At 50.3% G+C, this 17,727-nt stretch carries 17 protein-coding genes; all 17 read right to left on the bottom strand.

The genetic code is table 11. The annotated features are described in order from the left end of the window. Positions 1-24: 24 nt before the first annotated feature. Entirely contained in the window at positions 25-927 is a 903-nt protein-coding gene (locus SBI19_RS18555) for a magnesium transporter MgtE N-terminal domain-containing protein (protein WP_317970957.1), read from the bottom strand. A gap of 55 nt (positions 928-982) precedes the next feature. Next, a complete protein-coding gene (fliJ, locus tag SBI19_RS18550) occupies positions 983-1,429 on the bottom strand; it encodes a flagellar export protein FliJ (protein WP_317970876.1) in 447 nt (148 codons plus the stop codon). 7 nt (positions 1,430-1,436) lie between these two features. After that, positions 1,437-2,762, bottom strand: coding sequence for a flagellar protein export ATPase FliI (gene fliI, locus SBI19_RS18545; RefSeq protein WP_317970874.1), 1,326 nt, complete (start codon positions 2,760-2,762; stop codon positions 1,437-1,439). Then, positions 2,743-3,582: a FliH/SctL family protein gene (locus tag SBI19_RS18540; protein ID WP_317970872.1), complete on the bottom strand. Its 840-nt coding sequence runs from the start codon at positions 3,580-3,582 to the stop codon at positions 2,743-2,745. The genes fliI and SBI19_RS18540 overlap by 20 nt, the downstream gene beginning before the upstream one ends. Then, positions 3,575-4,588 carry a flagellar motor switch protein FliG gene (gene fliG, locus SBI19_RS18535; protein WP_317970870.1) on the bottom strand — a complete coding sequence of 338 codons (1,014 nt, stop codon included), beginning with the start codon at positions 4,586-4,588 and terminating at the stop codon, positions 3,575-3,577. The genes SBI19_RS18540 and fliG overlap by 8 nt, the downstream gene beginning before the upstream one ends. An 11-nt stretch (positions 4,589-4,599) precedes the next feature. Beyond that, entirely contained in the window at positions 4,600-6,168 is a 1,569-nt protein-coding gene (gene fliF, locus SBI19_RS18530; RefSeq protein ID WP_317970868.1) for a flagellar basal-body MS-ring/collar protein FliF, read from the bottom strand. 42 nt (positions 6,169-6,210) lie between these two features. Continuing rightward, positions 6,211-6,519: a flagellar hook-basal body complex protein FliE gene (gene fliE, locus SBI19_RS18525; protein WP_483312309.1), complete on the bottom strand. Its 309-nt coding sequence runs from the start codon at positions 6,517-6,519 to the stop codon at positions 6,211-6,213. 20 nt (positions 6,520-6,539) lie between these two features. After that, positions 6,540-7,007 (bottom strand): flagellar basal body rod protein FlgC, encoded by a 468-nt coding sequence (gene flgC, locus SBI19_RS18520; protein WP_317970866.1) that lies wholly within the window; start codon positions 7,005-7,007, stop codon positions 6,540-6,542. A 4-nt stretch (positions 7,008-7,011) separates the two neighbouring features. Continuing rightward, a complete protein-coding gene (gene flgB, locus SBI19_RS18515) occupies positions 7,012-7,422 on the bottom strand; it encodes a flagellar basal body rod protein FlgB (protein ID WP_317970864.1) in 411 nt (136 codons plus the stop codon). A gap of 227 nt (positions 7,423-7,649) precedes the next feature. Then, a complete protein-coding gene (codY, locus tag SBI19_RS18510) occupies positions 7,650-8,420 on the bottom strand; it encodes a GTP-sensing pleiotropic transcriptional regulator CodY (RefSeq protein ID WP_317970862.1) in 771 nt (256 codons plus the stop codon). Positions 8,421-8,447: 27 nt separating this feature from the next. Beyond that, a complete protein-coding gene (gene hslU, locus SBI19_RS18505) occupies positions 8,448-9,848 on the bottom strand; it encodes an ATP-dependent protease ATPase subunit HslU (protein WP_317970860.1) in 1,401 nt (466 codons plus the stop codon). Between the two features lie 38 nt (positions 9,849-9,886). Then, positions 9,887-10,429 carry an ATP-dependent protease subunit HslV gene (gene hslV, locus SBI19_RS18500; protein ID WP_317970858.1) on the bottom strand — a complete coding sequence of 181 codons (543 nt, stop codon included), beginning with the start codon at positions 10,427-10,429 and terminating at the stop codon, positions 9,887-9,889. Between the two features lie 155 nt (positions 10,430-10,584). Next, a complete protein-coding gene (gene trmFO, locus SBI19_RS18495; RefSeq protein WP_317970856.1) occupies positions 10,585-11,904 on the bottom strand; it encodes an FADH(2)-oxidizing methylenetetrahydrofolate--tRNA-(uracil(54)-C(5))-methyltransferase TrmFO in 1,320 nt (439 codons plus the stop codon). Positions 11,905-11,988: 84 nt separating this feature from the next. Beyond that, positions 11,989-14,103: a type I DNA topoisomerase gene (topA, locus tag SBI19_RS18490; RefSeq protein ID WP_317970854.1), complete on the bottom strand. Its 2,115-nt coding sequence runs from the start codon at positions 14,101-14,103 to the stop codon at positions 11,989-11,991. A gap of 24 nt (positions 14,104-14,127) precedes the next feature. Further along, a complete protein-coding gene (gene dprA / locus SBI19_RS18485; RefSeq protein ID WP_317970852.1) occupies positions 14,128-15,240 on the bottom strand; it encodes a DNA-processing protein DprA in 1,113 nt (370 codons plus the stop codon). A 197-nt stretch (positions 15,241-15,437) separates the two neighbouring features. After that, complete coding sequence (gene sucD / locus SBI19_RS18480; RefSeq protein ID WP_317970850.1) at positions 15,438-16,370, bottom strand: succinate--CoA ligase subunit alpha; 933 nt, start codon at positions 16,368-16,370, stop codon at positions 15,438-15,440. Between the two features lie 52 nt (positions 16,371-16,422). After that, positions 16,423-17,583 carry an ADP-forming succinate--CoA ligase subunit beta gene (sucC, locus tag SBI19_RS18475; protein ID WP_317970848.1) on the bottom strand — a complete coding sequence of 387 codons (1,161 nt, stop codon included), beginning with the start codon at positions 17,581-17,583 and terminating at the stop codon, positions 16,423-16,425. Positions 17,584-17,727: the final 144 nt, after the last annotated feature.

The raw sequence follows: 17,727 nt of genomic DNA, 5'->3' as shown, positions 1-17,727 counted from the left end.
TCCATTGAAAGCGAGAGGAATTGATTATTTGCCTGTCATCAGCTTGGAAACGAGCTGTGCGGTCACACCATTGTTGAGCGCCGACATCTCCTGCAAAATACCAGCACGTGTGCTGTCATCTACAGCGTTCAAGATGCGGAGCACCTTGCTAGGACTTAGATCTGACATCTTGATGAGCAGCTCTGCCGCATTCTTTGGTGTCATGCTGGCGAATGTTTTTTGCAGCTGCGCCGTATCCAGAACCGTCGTCGACGTTTGTGTGCTGGATCCATTCGCGCCTGCTTGACGTTCCAGCTGCGCTTGAAGTGCAGCAATTTGGCGATCTTTCGCCGTCACGACGTCTTTCAATCCCATCGAGATATCCGCCGCTTTCTGCGCGTTCATCTTCTCAAGAATTTTGGACTGTTTATCCACAGCCATTGCTTCAAGGACTAACACAGCCTCTTCTGTAGACATGCTTTGCAGGATAGGAGCCGCCTTGCTAGGCGTCATAAGCGCATACATGTTAGCGAGCTCTGTAACCTTCGCCTGATACTGCTCATCATCGAGCAGCTTCTTATCGTTCGCCTTCGTAAGCGCCTCGATCTCGCTCTGCAGCTGTTTGATCTGTTCATCTGCCAACGCTGCCTTGTCCTGCACCGCTGTCAGCTCGGCCGTCTTGTCATTCAACTGCTTGCGCAGCTCATCAATCTTCGCCGTCGACTTCTCGACTGTCATCTCTTGATCGGTAGTCGCTTCCTTCGCTTTCGGGTCAGGAAGCACATCTGCCAAGTATGGAATCGAGTTGCCTGCTTCTAGCATTCTGTTCCTCATATTCTCGTTGAAGAGCATTAAAAACACACCAAGCAATATGATCGTGAACAAAATCGGCGTCAAGAAGAACATAAATCGTTCAAATCCGCTGTAGCGCTCATTGTCCAAATCCATTTCCGCCAATTTCAACCCTCCCGAAGTCCCGGATCACGCAAGCTTCTAGCATCGGTTAAGGGGCTGCGATCATGAAACGGACTGTCGCCATTTCATCTAGCTCGTTCTGCTCTTGGAGCATCGATGCTTGCCGGAATCGATTGAATGCTCGTTCCTTCGCTTGCAGCCACACTTTCTCATCTTTCAGCTTAACTGTCAGATGGCTGCGGCTTTGCTCTACGACTCCATTCGCAAGGCGAACCTCTGCGTTTTTGGTCTGAATGCTGCTGTCCAAGTAGTTCAAATACTGTTGAACAGCTGCCAGCTCACCCAGCGGTACTGCCGATTGAGCCATCTCGGTCTGCCTTTCTTCCCACAACTTACGCTCTGTCAATAATTGATCGAGCGAGAGCTGTTCGAGCTGCAGTTTACCGAGTGCATCCGACAGCATCCATTCCGCTTGACGCTTCTCGCTTTCCTTTAAACCTACTATCTTCGCATAGGTGTATACAAACTTAGCCACTTATCGTTCATCTCCCGAGAAATTGTGAAATGAGCAGCTGCTGCGCTTCTTCCAAACCGACCTTCTCGTTTGTTTTTTGCCTTGTGAATGCCCGTATTTCATCGATTGCATGAATCGCTTGATCAATTTTTTCGTTAGAACCTATTTGATACGCCCCAATATTGATCAAGTCCTCCGAACTCTTATAAGTAGCTAGTAAACTTTTGAGCTGATTGGCTGCGTCCTGCTGCTCCTCCGTCACGATTTCCTTCATGACGCGGCTGATAGAGGCGAGTACATCAATCGCCGGAAAATGTCCTTGATGCGCCAGGTCGCGGCTCAGAACGATATGACCGTCCAAGATGCCCCTGACTGCATCTGCGATTGGCTCATTCATATCATCGCCATCGACGAGTACCGTGTAGAACGCTGTAATCGATCCGTTCTGACCGGTTCCCGCCCGCTCAAGAAGTTTCGGCAGAGCCGCAAAGACGGAAGGTGTATACCCTCTCGTCGCAGGCGGTTCGCCAATCGCGAGGCCAACCTCGCGCAGCGCCATTGCGTACCGGGTAACTGAATCCATCATTAGCATGACATTCAAGCCGCGGTCGCGGAAGTATTCCGCTATCGTCGTAGCAATCAATGCGCCTTTCATTCGAACGAGCGCTGGTTGATCCGATGTCGCAACAATTACGACAGAACGAGCTAGTCCTTCAGGACCAAGATCCTTTTCGATAAACTCGAGCACTTCTCGTCCGCGTTCGCCGATCAGTGCGATGACGTTAACATCAGCGGAAGTGTTGCGAGCGATCATGCCCAGCAATGTACTCTTACCAACACCAGAACCTGCGAATATACCGACGCGCTGGCCACGCCCAACCGTGAGCAGTCCATCGATCGCACGAACGCCGATTCCGAGCGGTTCTTTCACGCGCGGACGCATGAGCGGATTGCTCGGCGTATTATTCGTAGAGCAGTGCGGCATTCGGCTGGGGATGAAGGAACCATCAAGAGGTTGACCTAACCCGTCAAGCACTTTGCCTAGCAGTTCGGAGCCAACTTGTACCGTCAGCGGTTTGCCTGTACCAACGACATCACAGCCTGGTCCGATTGCATCCAGCTCACCGAGCGGCATAAGGATAACTTTGTTATCACGAAAACCGACGACTTCTGCTTTGAGCGGCTTTGCACCTTTGGTCGGATAGATATGGCATACATCGCCGATACTCGCATCCGGGCCTTCTGATTCAACCGTCAGACCAATAACTTGTGTGACCTTGCCGTTAACACGAACTGGGTCGATTGGTCTAAGATGCTCCAGGTACTTCCATGCATTAAGCTTCGGAACGTTCATTGGCGTTCCCCCACTCATCGCTTTCAAGCGCAAGTTGTGTCAGCTCGCGTTTGATCTCGGTCAGCTGTGTGTCGATTCGCGCATCAATGCTGCCGAAGCTGGAACGGATCACACATCCGTAATCTTGTACCGTTACATCCGGCAGAATATGGAGCTCTGCTTGGGAATCGATCGCTAACGCAAGCTCTTCTCTGGCTGCCTGCATGAATGCTAGATTCTGCGGTGCAACACATAGAGTAATGACGCCTTGTTCTTTACGTCTAGCTAGTGATTTACGAATCATTTCGACTGCAAGATCCGGGTTCATCGAGAGCTGGTGGCCGATGATTTTCTCAGCGATCGCACAGCTAAGCTCGACAAGGAACGGTTCTGCTTCCTGAATGATTTGATCTCTCATCTTATAGGATGAGTTGAGCAGTTGTTGCGCTTCTTCAATCCGATGCTGCCATTCACGCTGAAGATCACCGATTGCTTGCGCTCGTCCGTCCTCGTAACCAAGGCTGAAACCTTCATCCTGGGCTCGACGGATTACGTTCTCGTCTTCTTCGCGTTGTGATTGCCACCACTGCTGAATCTGCTGCTCGGCTTCGGCCAACATAGCATTGCTTTGCATCGTAGCCTCTTGCACTCGCTCTTCAGCGAATTGCTGGGCATCTTGCAATATTTCATCGCGAAGCGATATCGTTTCGGCATCTGGCTTCGGAATCTCAGGTTGAATAAGATCATTCACCGGTGCAGCTGGCACATAGCGATTGAACCATTCCAATTTGCGCAAGTCTTCAACCGAAACAACATGTGAAGACTTTATCAAATTAGACAATGATATCATCTCCTCCACCGCGAGCGATGATAATCTCGCCGGCTTCTTCCAGTCTGCGAATCGTTGCTACGATACGAGTTTGAGCTTCTTCAACGTCACGCAGCCGGACAGGACCCATATATTCCATTTCTTCTTTGAAGGTGTCCGCCATACGCTTGGACATGTTGCGGAAGATTGCGTCGCGAACTTCCTCGCTCGCCACCTTGAGCGCAAGCTGCAGGTCGGCATTCTCCAGATCGCGGATAATCCGCTGAATGGAACGATTGTCGATATTGACGATATCCTCGAATACAAACATGCGTTTCTTGATTTCTTCTGCAAGCTCCGGATCCTGAATTTCGAGCGCATCGAGAATCGTCCGTTCCGTACCTCGGTCAACACCGTTGAGGATATGTACGATCGATTCGATACCGCCAGCCGTCGAGTAGTCCTGCGTAACCGTTGCGGACAACTTCTGTTCAAGAACACGTTCAACTTGCGAGATGACTTCCGGCGATGTGCTGTCCATGAGTGCGATTCTTCTTGCCACTTCTGCCTGCTTCTCTTGCGGCAGCGACGACAAGATGCTGGAAGCTTGTTCAGCTTGCAAATACGAGAGCACCAATGCAATCGTCTGCGGGTTCTCGTTCTGGATAAAGTTCAAGATTTGCGTCGGCTCCGCTTTGCGGGCAAAGTCGAACGGTCTTACTTGCAAAGTTGCAGTCAGTCGGCTGATCACTTCAACAGCCTTCTGTTCCCCAAGCGCTTTCTCAAGAATATCTTTGGCGTAAGCAATGCCGCCTTGTTGGATATACTCCTGCGCCAGACAGATCTGATGGAACTCCGTTAGAATCAGTTCGCGTTCAGCGCTGTCGACTTTACGGACATTTGCAATCTCAAGCGTCAGCTGTTCGATTTCTTCTTCACGCAGCTGCTTGAAAATTTCAGCCGATACTTCAGGTCCTAACGTAATCAGCAAGATTGCTGCTTTCTGCCTGCCTGTCAAACCCCCATAAGCTCGCGCCATGCCGACCACCTCTATTCATCTACAAGCCAAGTCCGAAGGAGATTAACGAATTCTTCCGGCTTGCGCTTGGCCAGCGTTTCAAGATTTTTCCTCACTTGATGGTCGTTCGTTACATTCTCCAGATCAATCGTTGGATACTCGACTCGAACTGGTTCAGCCGCAGCTGCAGCTGCCATCAACTCTGCATTCTGCTTACGTTTGCGTCTTACGAAGAACATCAGGCCAGCGATAAGTGCGACTGCCGCTGCTCCGATTCCCGCCATCCATACTGGACCCAGCTTAGATGTTTGCGAAACCGCTCCGTCCACAACAAAATCCTGCGCCATAACCGTAACCCGTTGGCCTACAACCGCATCGCTTGAAACATCCAATCCGGATTGAGCCAGCTGCGTGCGAAGAATTTGTTTGACATAGTTCGTAATTTGCGTCTGCGCATCGCCTTTGAGCGAAGCTGAATTTACGCCAACACTGATCGTCAAGTCTTTAATCATGAACGGACTGGACTCAACAATGTTCTTAATACGGCTGTATTCATAGTTGCGGATGCTGGACGATTCTTCCGAAGAAGCATTGCCCGTATCCGATGCTGTGTAACCTGGAACATCCGTTTCACCGGTTCCCGGTATTCCACCTGCATCGCCGCTGTTGTTCGTCGACGATTTGTTCGTATCCTGTGAGCTGATCAGAGCGCCGTTGTTGTTGTTATTCTCAAGCGGCTGCAGCAGATTTTGCTCCGAAGTCGTTTTGTCGAAGTTGAGGCTGCTGGCAATGTATACGGCAACATTTCCTTCGCCAATGATGGTGCTTAAATATTGTTGAATGTTCTTCTTCAGTTCACTCTCATACTTGCGTTGAATCGTGAACAGTTGATCCGCCGAATCCGTGCTCGCTGCACCACCATCTTGTTCGGATGACGTCAGTTGACCTTCTGGGCTAGCGATTGTGATATCTTCAACAGCCAGCTTCGGCACTGCTGTCTTCACCAGTTTGAAGTATCCGTCAATTTCCTTTTGTGTTGGACGATAACCGTTAACGAACTTCATCGAGATCGAAGCGATCGCTTTCTCGCCTTCATCGTTCGCAAACACGCTTTCTTCTGGAAGCGTAACCAGAACCTTCGACCATTCGACGCCTTTCATGTTGTTCAACAGCTGCTGCACTTCACCGTTAAGTGCATTCCGGTATTTGACGTCGAACATGTTCTGCGTTTCTCCCCATGAAGAGGAGCTGTCAGAGAAGGAATCAAATCCGATTGAACCGTTGCGTACAAGTCCTTGCGAACCGACTTCGATCTTTACTCGCGAAGCCGCCGCGCTTGGAACCGAGATGCTTTTGCCATCGTTCGAGAGCTTGTAGCCAATCCCGCTGCTGTCCAAGTAGTTCATAACGGCTGCTGAATCCGTTGAATCTAAGTTGTTAAACGCAACCTCATATTGCGTTCTTGAAAATATGTATGTTAGTAAAATGATCGATAAGATTATGAGTCCTAATGTAGCGCCTAACCAGATTCGCTGCTTCTTACCTGTCTGTCCCCACCACCGCGAAATACCTTCGCGATACCGGGCGAATGTCTCATTCACAATGTCACCTCACCCATTGCTGTACCCGCTCAACTTCACTATCTATACTTGCGTTCGCATAATCTCCTGATAAGCTTCAACTACGCGATTGCGAATTTGTGTTGTGAGCTGAAGGCTTAATTCCGCTTGCTGCGAGGCAATCATGACTTGCGACACATCCGCTTGTCCTGCCATAAACTTGACCGTCTGCGCTTGCGCATTCTTCTCCTGCGCACCCACCTCTTCGATTGCTTGCTGAAGGAAGTCGCCGAACGATTGCGTTACTTCTGCTGGAGTTGCCTGAACACTCGATGTAATCGCCTTACCAGACTGAACCGATTGAATCGGGATTGATGTAATTGATTGAATCAAGGTTTATCCCTCCGTCATGTCTACTTTCCGATTTCAAGCGCTTTGGCAAACATGGCTTTGTTGGAGTTCAATGCCGTAACGTTCGCTTCGTATGCTCTAGTAGCAGAAATCATGTCGATCATTTCTTTTGCAATATCAACGTTTGGCATCTGTACGTATCCATTCTCATCTGCATCTGGATGACTTGGATTAAAAACAAGTTTGAAAGGTGTTTGATCTTCGACGATATTGGTTATCTTCACACCAGGGGATGCTGCTCCGCCATTGGTTCCTCCGGTGCCATTTAGTTGACTCTGCAACATTTGTGAGAAATTAGAACTAGTCGGCTCCATCACAACTAGTTTCCGCGAGTAAGGGACAAATTTACCATTCACATATTTGGCGCGAGTTGTTTCTGCATTGGCAATGTTGGAAGAGATAACATCCATCCGCAGTCGTTGTGCCGAAAGTGCCGATGCGTTCGCGTCAAAACCGCCGCTAAGCTTCACCTAATTAAGCCCTCCCATCGATTGCGGTTCGCATCATTGATACATCATGGTTCACTTGCTGAATGTACAGATTGTACACGAGCTGGTTCTTCGCTAGCAGTGACATCTCTCGATCAATATCAACGTTATTGCCGTTATTGTTTATCGAGCTGGTCTCGTCTGTTGCGACGATTGGAGCAGGCACTTCCGACGATTGCCCTATTGGAATATGCTTGGCATTTGTTCTGAAGCCCGAGATTGACTTCTCACTAGTTCCCATAGCCTCTGTCAGCAGATCCTCAAACAATACTTCGGAGCGTTTGAAATTCGGAGTGTCAACGTTAGCGACGTTATCCGAAATGACCTGCTGTCTCAGCTCAGCCGAATGTACCGCCGATTCCAATACTCGAAATTCAGCGCCATTTAACAATTTCACCGATTATCCCCCCGCTTTCTTGTTCATGATCTCTTAACACTATTCAACCTGAAGCGATGTATTCCTGCTTTCTTCGACACCATTTTATTAAAAATAATATGGAAAAGTGTCGAGTTTTGCCGACATGATTATCTTCACGAAATTCCTATTTTTGTACAATAAGAAAAAAGCCCTATCTTTTGAATACAAAAGACGGGGCTTTCCTACTAACAACGAATTTATTCAATTTATGTCTTTAATTTGTCTAATTCTACAAGTAGTTGAGGGTTCAATATTTTGATATACGTCCCCTTCATTCCGAGCGATCTTGTCTCGATTACACCGGCGCTCTCCAGCTTACGCAGCGCGTTCACGATAACCGAACGGGTAATGCCAACTCGATCTGCAATTTTCGAAGCGACGAGCAGTCCTTCTTTCCCTTCCAGCTCTTCGAAAATATGCTCCACAGCCTCCATTTCGCTAAACGACAGCGAACCTACTGCGACCGCGACGACTGCACGGCTTCTTGCCTCCAGTTCGACCTCTTCGGCCCTCTCGCGCAAGATCTCCATCCCGACGATGGTTGAGCCATATTCCGCAAGAATGAGATCTTCGTCTCCGAACATCTCTGCGTCCCTCGTCAATACGAGCGTGCCGAGCCGATCGCCGCCACCGATAATAGGAACCACAGTCATGGTCCGCTGACCAGACAACAGCGGGAACACCTCAACAACACCAGGATCTGGCTCCGCGTTTGTTACCGTCTCCTGCAGATGCAGGAAACGTTCATTGCTTTCGTTCGAGAATCGAATCTCGCCGAGCGACATCACACGCATATGATCGTGTTCATAAGCGCCGATTGCTGCGCAGCCGAGAATCTTTCCCTTACGGCTAACTACAAATACATTGCCTTGCATCGTTGCGCTCAGCACCTCCGCCATTTCGCGGAAATTGAGTGCTTTGCCGGCCGCTCGCTGGAGCAGCCTGTTCAACGTTCTTGTTTTTGACAGAAGAGTCATTGTTGTATCCTCCCGAACCAACAGCCGCTACAAAATATACTGGCTCAAATCGCGGTTTTGCGCGATGCTTCCCAGTTTCTCCCGCACATACTCAGGAGTAATCGTAATTTGTTCTAATTGGAGCTCTGGCGCCTCGAACGATAGATCTTCGAGAAGCTTCTCCAGAATGGTATGGAGACGTCTGGCACCGATATTCTCCGTGTTTTTATTCACGTCAGCTGCAATCGATGCAAGTTCGCGAATCGCCTCATCCGAGAAGTCGATTGCAATGCCTTCCGTCTCAAGCAGTGCTGCATACTGCTTAATCAGTGCATTCTTCGGTTCCTTCAATATATTGACGAAGTCGTCAAGACTCAAGGAAGTCAGCTCTACGCGAATCGGGAACCGGCCTTGCAGCTCTGGAATCAGATCCGAAGGCTTCGCAACATGGAAAGCTCCCGCTGCGACGAACAATACATAATCGGTTTTTACGGGACCATATTTGGTCATGACCGTAGAGCCTTCGACAATCGGCAAAATGTCACGTTGAACCCCTTCGCGGGAAACATCAGGACCTGCGCCCCTTGACGGACTTGCAATTTTGTCAATTTCATCTATGAAAATAATACCAGATTGCTCTGCGCGCGCAACCGATTCGGAAATAACGTCATCCATGTCGATCAATTTGTTCGCTTCTTCTTGCGTAAGCGCCTTGCGGGCTTCTTTAATCCGCAGCTTGCGCTTCTTCGAACGTTTCGGCATGAATTGGCCGAACAGCTCCTGCATGTTCATACCGCCCATGCCTTCGCCGTTCTGACCCGACAGCATATCAAGCATATTCGGTGAATTGTCTTCTACTTCAATCTCGATGAGCTCGTTCTCGAGCAGACCAGCAGCAAGTTTCTCTTTGATCGCCTTGCGCTGCTCCGCAGTGGAAGCATCGTGAACAGGCTCATTGTCTTCTTCCTTCGATTGTTGACCGCCGAACAGCATCTCAAACGGATTCTTTTGTGTCTTCGTGCTCTTAGGCGATGGTACCAGCAGGGAGACGATGCGTTCATTCGCAAGCACCTCAGCGCGGTCTTTCACCGCCTCAGTCCGCTCTGCCTTCACGATTCGAATGGCTGTCTCCACGAGATCCCGTACCATCGATTCGACGTCACGACCGACATATCCAACCTCGGTAAACTTCGTCGCTTCCACTTTAACGAACGGCGCCTGCACCAGCTTCGCGAGACGGCGGGCAATCTCGGTTTTGCCGACACCGGTCGGTCCGATCATCAGAATGTTCTTTGGAACGATTTCATCGCGCAGCTCTTCGGCGAGCCGGCTTCTCCGGTAACGATTCCGTAGAGCGATTGCAACGGAACGTTTGGCCTGCTTTTGACCGACAATATACTTATCCAGCTCCGTAACAATTTGTCGTGGTGTCAATGACTCGTTGCTCATAATAACATCCCTCCGCCGGTTATTAATGATAGAAACCGTTATACTTGCTCAACAATAATGTTGCGGTTTGTGAACACGCAAATATCTGCTGCCGTTTCCAGTGCCGCTCTTGCCATGTCCTTCGCTTCCAAATGCGTCGCGTGCTGCTTGAGCGCCCTTGCCGCCGCAAGTGCAAAGCTCCCGCCAGACCCGATTGCGAGAATGCCATCATCCGGTTCAATAATTTCACCATTACCCGAGATAAGAAGTAGTCCAGTCGTATCCATGACGATCATCATCGCTTCCAGCCGTCTTAGCACACGATCGGATCGCCATTCCTTCGCAAGCTCGACGGCAGCACGCTGCAAATTGCCGTGATGCTCCTCCAGCTTGCCTTCGAACTTCTCGAACAGCGTGATCGCGTCCGCTACCGAGCCGGCGAAGCCAGCAACGACCTGCCCTCGATACAATCTGCGCACCTTCTTGGCGGTCCCCTTCATTACCATGCTGTTACCGAACGTTACCTGTCCGTCGCCTGCAATAGCGCCTTGCCCATTATGCCGAACCGCGCATATAGTCGTCGCATGAAATTGCATTTCCATGAATGGTCCCTCCTAAAGTTTTTCTGAGCGACCCATTATCTTCGATAATGGGTCTTAGAAAAACTGCATCGTAAGCATAGGCTTGGTTTTATCTGAGTTATCAAACTTCTAAGTATATTAACCATTAATAACCCGACTTCGCGAGCATCAAACAACTAGTTCAGATGCTCGCGCTTAAATTGCTCGATCGACTCGATCGCCCGATTGGCGATCGCATCATTCTTGTCCCGCTTGCTCTTCATCCGTTTCTCAAGCGGCGGGAACAATCCGAAGTTCGCGTTCATCGGCTGGAAGTGTTTGAAGTCAGCCGTCGTAATATAGTTCGCCATGCTGCCGAGCGTCGTATCAGCAGGCAGTACAAGCGGATCGAGTCCACGTGCGAGACGACCAGCATTCAATCCGGCAATCAGCCCGGAAGCAGCTGATTCAACGTAGCCTTCAACACCCGTCATCTGACCAGCGAAGAACAACGTATTGCGTTTTTTGAACTGATAAGTCGCATCTAGCAGCGTAGGAGAGTTAATGAACGTATTGCGGTGCATAACGCCGTAACGTACGAACTCTGCATTTTCAAGACCTGGGATCAAGGAGAACACCCGCTTCTGCTCGCCCCACTTCAGATGAGTTTGGAAGCCAACCATATTGTACAACGTTCCTGCTGCATTATCTTGACGCAGCTGAATGACCGCGTGTGGCAGCTTGCCCGTATGTGGATTAATAAGACCTACTGGCTTCATTGGTCCAAACAATACCGTCTGCTTACCCCGAGAAGCCATAACCTCGATCGGCATACAACCCTCGAAGTATACTTCCTTCTCGAACTCTTTGAGCTCCGCTTTCTCCGCCGTAATGAGCGCATCATGGAACGTATTGAACTCTTCCTCTGTCATCGGGCAGTTCAAGTAAGCTGCTTCACCCTTATCGTAACGGGATGCCAAGTATACTTTACTCATATCGATCGAATCTTTCTCGATGATCGGAGCCGCTGCATCATAGAAATAGAAGTATTCTTCGCCCAGCAGCGATTGAATGCTCTGGGACAACGAAGGTGCTGTCAGCGGGCCAGTCGCAATGACGACGATGCCGTCCTCTGGTATCGCTGTCAGTTCTTCATTGCGCACCTCGATAAGCGGATGCTCCCGAAGCGATCGTGTTACATCACCGGAGAAGCCATCGCGGTCTACAGCGAGTGCGCCGCCGGCCGGAACGGCATTGCGGTCAGCGCTGCTTAGAATAAGGGAGCCGATACGGCGCATTTCTTCTTTAAGTACACCAACTGCATTCGTGAGACCGTTCGCGCGCAAGCTGTTGCTGCACACAAGCTCAGCGAATTTATCGGTATGATGGGCTGGCGTCCGTGTTACGGGACGCATTTCATATAGCGTGACAGGAACGCCCTGCGACGCGATCTGCCATGCAGCTTCACTGCCAGCGAGACCGGCGCCGACGACCGTTACTTTGTTGACTGAAGACAATGTACAAACCTACCTTTCGGAATGAAAACGGCTGCCGTCTCTAATAGACGGGCAGCACGTTGTAATCATGCATGCGTACAAGCATTACGCTTGTTCTTGTTCGTGATCCTCATCTGAATCCTCTGCGAGCTGTTCGCTATGATCGCAAACGGTGCATTGCAGCTTTACGCCTGCCTTGCTTCGCTTCTCGACCATCAGTCCGCCGCACGAAGGGCATGGCACCCCTGCCGGCTTATCCCAAGATACGAAATCGCATTCCGGATACAAGTTGCAGCCGTAGAATACGCGGCCCTTCTTGCTGCGGCGTTCGATAATGCTGCCTTTGGCGCATTTCGGACACGCTACTCCGATGTCTTTGACGATCGGCTTCGTATTGCGGCAGTCTGGGAATCCAGAACATGCAAGGAACTTGCCGAAGCGGCCCATTTTGTAAACCATATGTTTGCCGCACTTTTCGCACAACTCATCGGACACTTCGTCCTGCAGCTCGACTTCCTTCATCTCGTTCTCTGCGAATTCAAGCCGCTTCTCGAACGATTTGTAGAACTCGGACAACACCTTCACCCAGTTCTCCGTACCTTCTTCGACGTGGTCAAGTTCATCTTCCATCTGAGCCGTGAACTCGACGTCAAGAATTTCAGGGAAGAACTCCTCCATCAGCTGGCTTACAAGCCCGCCAAGCTCGGTCGGGATGAATTTCTTCTCTTCAATCGCAACATACCCGCGCTTCTGAACCGTTTCCAGCGTTGGCGCATATGTACTTGGACGGCCTATACCGAGTTCTTCCAACGTCTTGACGAGACGCGCTTCGGTATAACGTGGCGGAGGTTGTGTAAAATGCTGCTTCGGCTCGATCGAATCCGTCGTGATAAGATCGCCTACAGCAAGCGCCGGCAGGAATTTATCATCATCGTTTGTCGTGCCGTCATCATTGCCTTCGACATAAACCTTCATGAAGCCGGCGAACTTGACCTTGGAACCAACAGCGCGGAATACCGTGTCGCCCGCTGCAAGGTCGACCGTCATCGTATCCAGGATAGCCGACGACATCTGACTTGCGACGAACCGCTCCCATACCAGCTTATAGAGACGCAGTTGATCGCGGGTAAGGAATTCCTTCATTTGATCCGGTTCACGCAGCACGGACGTCGGACGAATCGCTTCGTGCGCATCTTGTGCATTGCTGTTCTTCTTCAAATAAATACGCGGCTCTTCCGGGAAATAAGACGGTCCATATTTACCTTCAATGAAACCTTTCGCCTCTTCTTGCGCAACAGGCGAGATACGCGTCGAGTCCGTACGCATATAAGTAATAAGACCGACCGTACCCTCTTTGCCTAGATCAACGCCCTCGTACAGCTGTTGTGCGACGGACATCGTCTTGGACGCTCGGAAGCCGAGCTTCCTTGCCGCTTCCTGTTGAAGCGAGCTAGTAATGAAAGGCGGAGCCGGATTGCGCAGCCGTTCTTTCTCTCGAACATCGGTCACCGAGAATGGCGCACCATTCATCGCGTCAAGCACGGCCTGCATTTCTGCTTCGTTGCCAAGCTCCCGTTTCTCACCTGTGACCGAGTAGAATTTGGCCTCGAACGCAGCTCCGTTCTTGTTCAACTTAGCCGTGATCGTCCAATATTCTTCGGGTACGAACGCTTCAATCTCATTCTCGCGATCGATGATGAGTTTGACCGTAACCGATTGTACACGGCCGGCGGACAAGCCCTTCTTCACTTTCTTCCACAGCAACGGGCTGATTTTGTAACCAACTAGTCGATCCAAAATACGACGCGCCTGCTGTGCATTGACCAAATCCATATTGATTGGTCTTGGCGTCTTGAAAGCATCCTTGACAGCTTGCTTCGTGATTTCATTGAATACAACGCGGCAGCTATTCGCTTCATCCAACTCCAAGTAGTGGGCTAGATGCCAAGCAATCGCTTCCCCTTCGCGATCGGGGTCGGCTGCGAGAAAGACGTGTTTCACTTTTTTACTCGCATCCTTCAATTCCTTCAGGACGTTGCCTTTACCGCGAATCGTTATATATTTCGGTTGAAAGTCGTTCTCGACTTCAACACCAGTCTGGCTTTTCGGCAAATCACGAATATGCCCCATGGACGCTTTCACGATATATTTACTGCCCAAATATTTGCCGATCGTCTTCGCCTTGGCAGGCGACTCGACAATAACGAGCGAATCCGCCATTTAAGCGTCCTCCTCTCCCAGCATTCAAATAATGGAATATGTAGAGCCGTTCTGTTGATGTATCCTGCGAGTTATACATAAATTTATCAGAACAGCGTGCAAAAGTCCAAGCGGTATTCCAGTAGCCTCATGAAGCTCGTCTGCTGAACAAGGATGATCAAGCAGCAAATCGTATACGAGCTTGGCATCTCCTGTCAACTCCTCAGTCGAATTGTTCTGAGAGATAGGCTGCGGGAGACTCTCGCTCGAATAACTGGTATACGGTAATTGCTTAAACCAATCCTCGACCGATAATATCGCATTTGCCTTGCGGTCAGCAAGCAGTTGATTCGTTCCGGCGCTCTTCGGCGACGTCACAGGCCCTGGAAGGGCAAACAATTCCCGATCAAATGCGAACGCCTGCTCCGCTGTTATGAGCGAGCCGCTTCTTGCCGCTGCCTCTATGACGACGGTTCCAGCAGACAACCCCGCGATAATGCGATTACGCAGAGGGAACAAGCCTGGATGGAACGCCATACCGATCGGCACTTCCGTCAGCAGCAGTCCATCTCTCGCAATTTGCCGGAACAATGAGGCGTGCTGCGGTGGATAAATACGTTCGATCGGAGTGCCTAGTACTGCAATCGTGCTTCCTGCACGCGTTACAGACGCTTCATGGGCGATCCCATCAATGCCTCTAGCCAAGCCGCTTACGACCGTCAGACCGCGCTCAGCGAAGCCGACAGCCAGCTCCTTCGTCATATGCCTGCCGTAAGCGGTAGGCGTGCGTGTACCAACGATAGAGACCGAATGACGTTGCAAAAGCTCCAACCTGCCAATTGCGTACAGCACCCAAGGCGGCTCATGAATATTGCGAAGCATGCTTGGGTAGTCCTCATCATCGATCGTAACGATAACCGCGTTATGCTGCGAATAGCTGGACATGATAGAATCATACCCCGATTCACTGTCAGAGAAACGTCTGGCTGCTTCTCCAGCTGCTTCTGGACGAAATCCTGCTGACAACCATACATCTACGCTGCTCAGTGAAGTACGGTTCCATAACTCTGCATCCATCGCGCGCTTAATCGATCTCCAGCCGACTCCCGGCATTTGATGCAGCATAATCAACAACTTGCGCTTCTTATCATCGCACATTCCAATAACCTCCATAGAGGAGGCCTACATTCCTTTCCTATTGTGCTTCAGCCGGAACGAGAATGCAAGCCGCCTAATCGACTTAAATGCAAAAAAGCAGCCTTTCGTGCCCAAATAGGGCCGAAAGGCTGCTTGCCTTATCGGTAGAAACACATTTCGACTATGCGATAAAATGTTTCTTAACGATATTTACTTTATTACTTGCGCGTGATGCACTTCTCGAGCAAACCTTGCTCTTCGAGTACGGATACGAGCGTCGAGCCCATCTCAGACGGCGTAGGTGCGACTTTGATGCCGCAAGCTTCCAACGTCTTGATTTTCTCAGCAGCCGTACCTTTACCGCCGGAGATAATTGCACCAGCATGTCCCATACGCTTGCCTGCAGGAGCCGTAGCACCGCCGATGAAGCCAACAACCGGCTTCTTCATGTTCGCTTTGATCCATTCAGCCGCTTCTTCCTCCGCCGTACCGCCGATCTCGCCGATCATGATAACAGCATACGTTTCTGGATCTTCATTAAACATGCTGAGCACGTCGATGAATTCCGTACCTTTAACTGGGTCGCCGCCGATACCTACTGCGGACGATTGGCCAATGCCGCGCGTCGACAGCTGGTGAACAGCCTCATACGTAAGCGTGCCGGAGCGCGATACAACGCCGACATGACCTTTCGTATGAATGTAACCAGGCATGATACCGATTTTGCACTCGTCTGGCGTAATAACGCCCGGACAGTTTGGTCCGATCAAGCGCGTTTTCTTGCCTTCCATGTAACGCGAAACTTTAACCATATCAAGCACCGGAATACCTTCCGTGATGCAGATAACGAGGTCCAGCTGCGCATCAACCGCCTCAAGAATCGCGTCCGCAGCGAATGCTGGCGGAACGTAGATTACGGAAGCTGTCGCACCTGTTGCTGCTACCGCTTCAGAAACGGTATTGAATACAGGCAGCGATGCCGTCGTTCCGTTCTCAAGCGCGATGTCTACTGTCGTACCGCCTTTGCCCGGCGACGTGCCGCCGACCATTTGCGTGCCGTAGTCGAGCGCGCCCTTCGCGTGGAACAACGCGGTTTTACCCGTGATGCCCTGCGTGATGACTTTTGTATCTTTATTGATCAAAATGCTCATCGAAATTTCACATCCCCTGAGAAAAAATTCGGAATTAGCCGCTTGTTAGTCCTTATTTCACGAGCGCAACGATCTTCTGAGCGCCATCCGCCATCGAATCAGCCGCAACAATGTTCAGGCCGGATTCGCCCAGCATCTTTTTGCCGATCTCTACGTTCGTGCCTTCCAGACGTACGACGAGCGGACGATCCAGTCCGAGCTCTTTCGCAGCTGCGATTACGCCTTCAGCAATAACGTCACAACGCATAATGCCGCCGAAGATGTTAACGAAGATACCTTTTACTTGCTCGTCGGACAAAATGATTTTGAACGCTTCCGTTACTTTCTCTTTCGTAGCACCGCCGCCTACGTCGAGGAAGTTGGCAGGGTCGCCGCCATAATATTTGATAATGTCCATCGTTGCCATAGCCAGACCCGCACCGTTAACCATGCAGCCGATGTTGCCGTCGAGTGCGATGTAGCTCAGGTCATACTTGGACGCTTCGATTTCTTTCTCATCTTCTTCTTCCAGGTCGCGCAGCGCCACGATATCAGGGTGACGGAACAGTGCGTTGGAATCGAAGTTCAGCTTGGCATCCAGTGCCATTACGTTACCGTCGCCAGTTACGACGAGCGGGTTGATCTCGGCGATCGAGCAATCTTTGTCAACGAATGCCGTGTAGAGCGCGATCATGAAGCTAGCTGCTTTGTTCACGAGCTCTTTCGGAATGTTGATGTTGAAAGCAAGACGCTTCGCTTGGAACGGTTGAAGACCGATTGCTGGGTCAACAACTTCTTTGAAAATCTTCTCTGGCGAATGAGCTGCCACTTCTTCGATCTCCGTGCCGCCTTCTTCAGAAGCCATCAGAACGACGCGGCCTGTACCACGGTCAACGACAACGCCGACGTAGTATTCTTTCTTAATGTCGCAGCCTTGCTCGATGAGCAGGCGCTTTACTTCTTTACCTTCTGGACCTGTTTGATGCGTAACGAGCGTTTTGCCGAGAATCTCACTCGCATAAGCTTTTACTTCATCCAGGTTTTTAGCGACTTTAACGCCGCCTGCTTTACCGCGTCCACCTGCGTGGATTTGCGCTTTTACTACAACGACAGCTGTGCCGAGCGACTTAGCCGCTTCAACCGCTTCGTCGACCGTAAAGGCTACTTTACCTTCCGGCACCGAAACCCCATATTGCTTCAGGACTTCTTTGCCTTGGTACTCATGGATATTCATTAACGAAATCCTCCAATCCGCAAACTGAATCAAGCAATGTTAATGTGAACAAACAACTACTAGTTTATCACTAAACGTTAATTCTTACCTCTATTTTAGTAAAAATAAAATCTACTCTTTTGATATGGAATTCATCTAGTTTTG

This window comes from Paenibacillus sp. CCS19 (genome assembly GCF_033239625.1).
In the GTDB taxonomy this organism is placed as follows: Bacteria; Bacillota; Bacilli; order Paenibacillales; family Paenibacillaceae; genus Paenibacillus_T.
The sequence above is the reverse complement of the archived record's forward strand: the minus strand, read 5'-3'. Positions and strand labels throughout refer to the sequence as shown.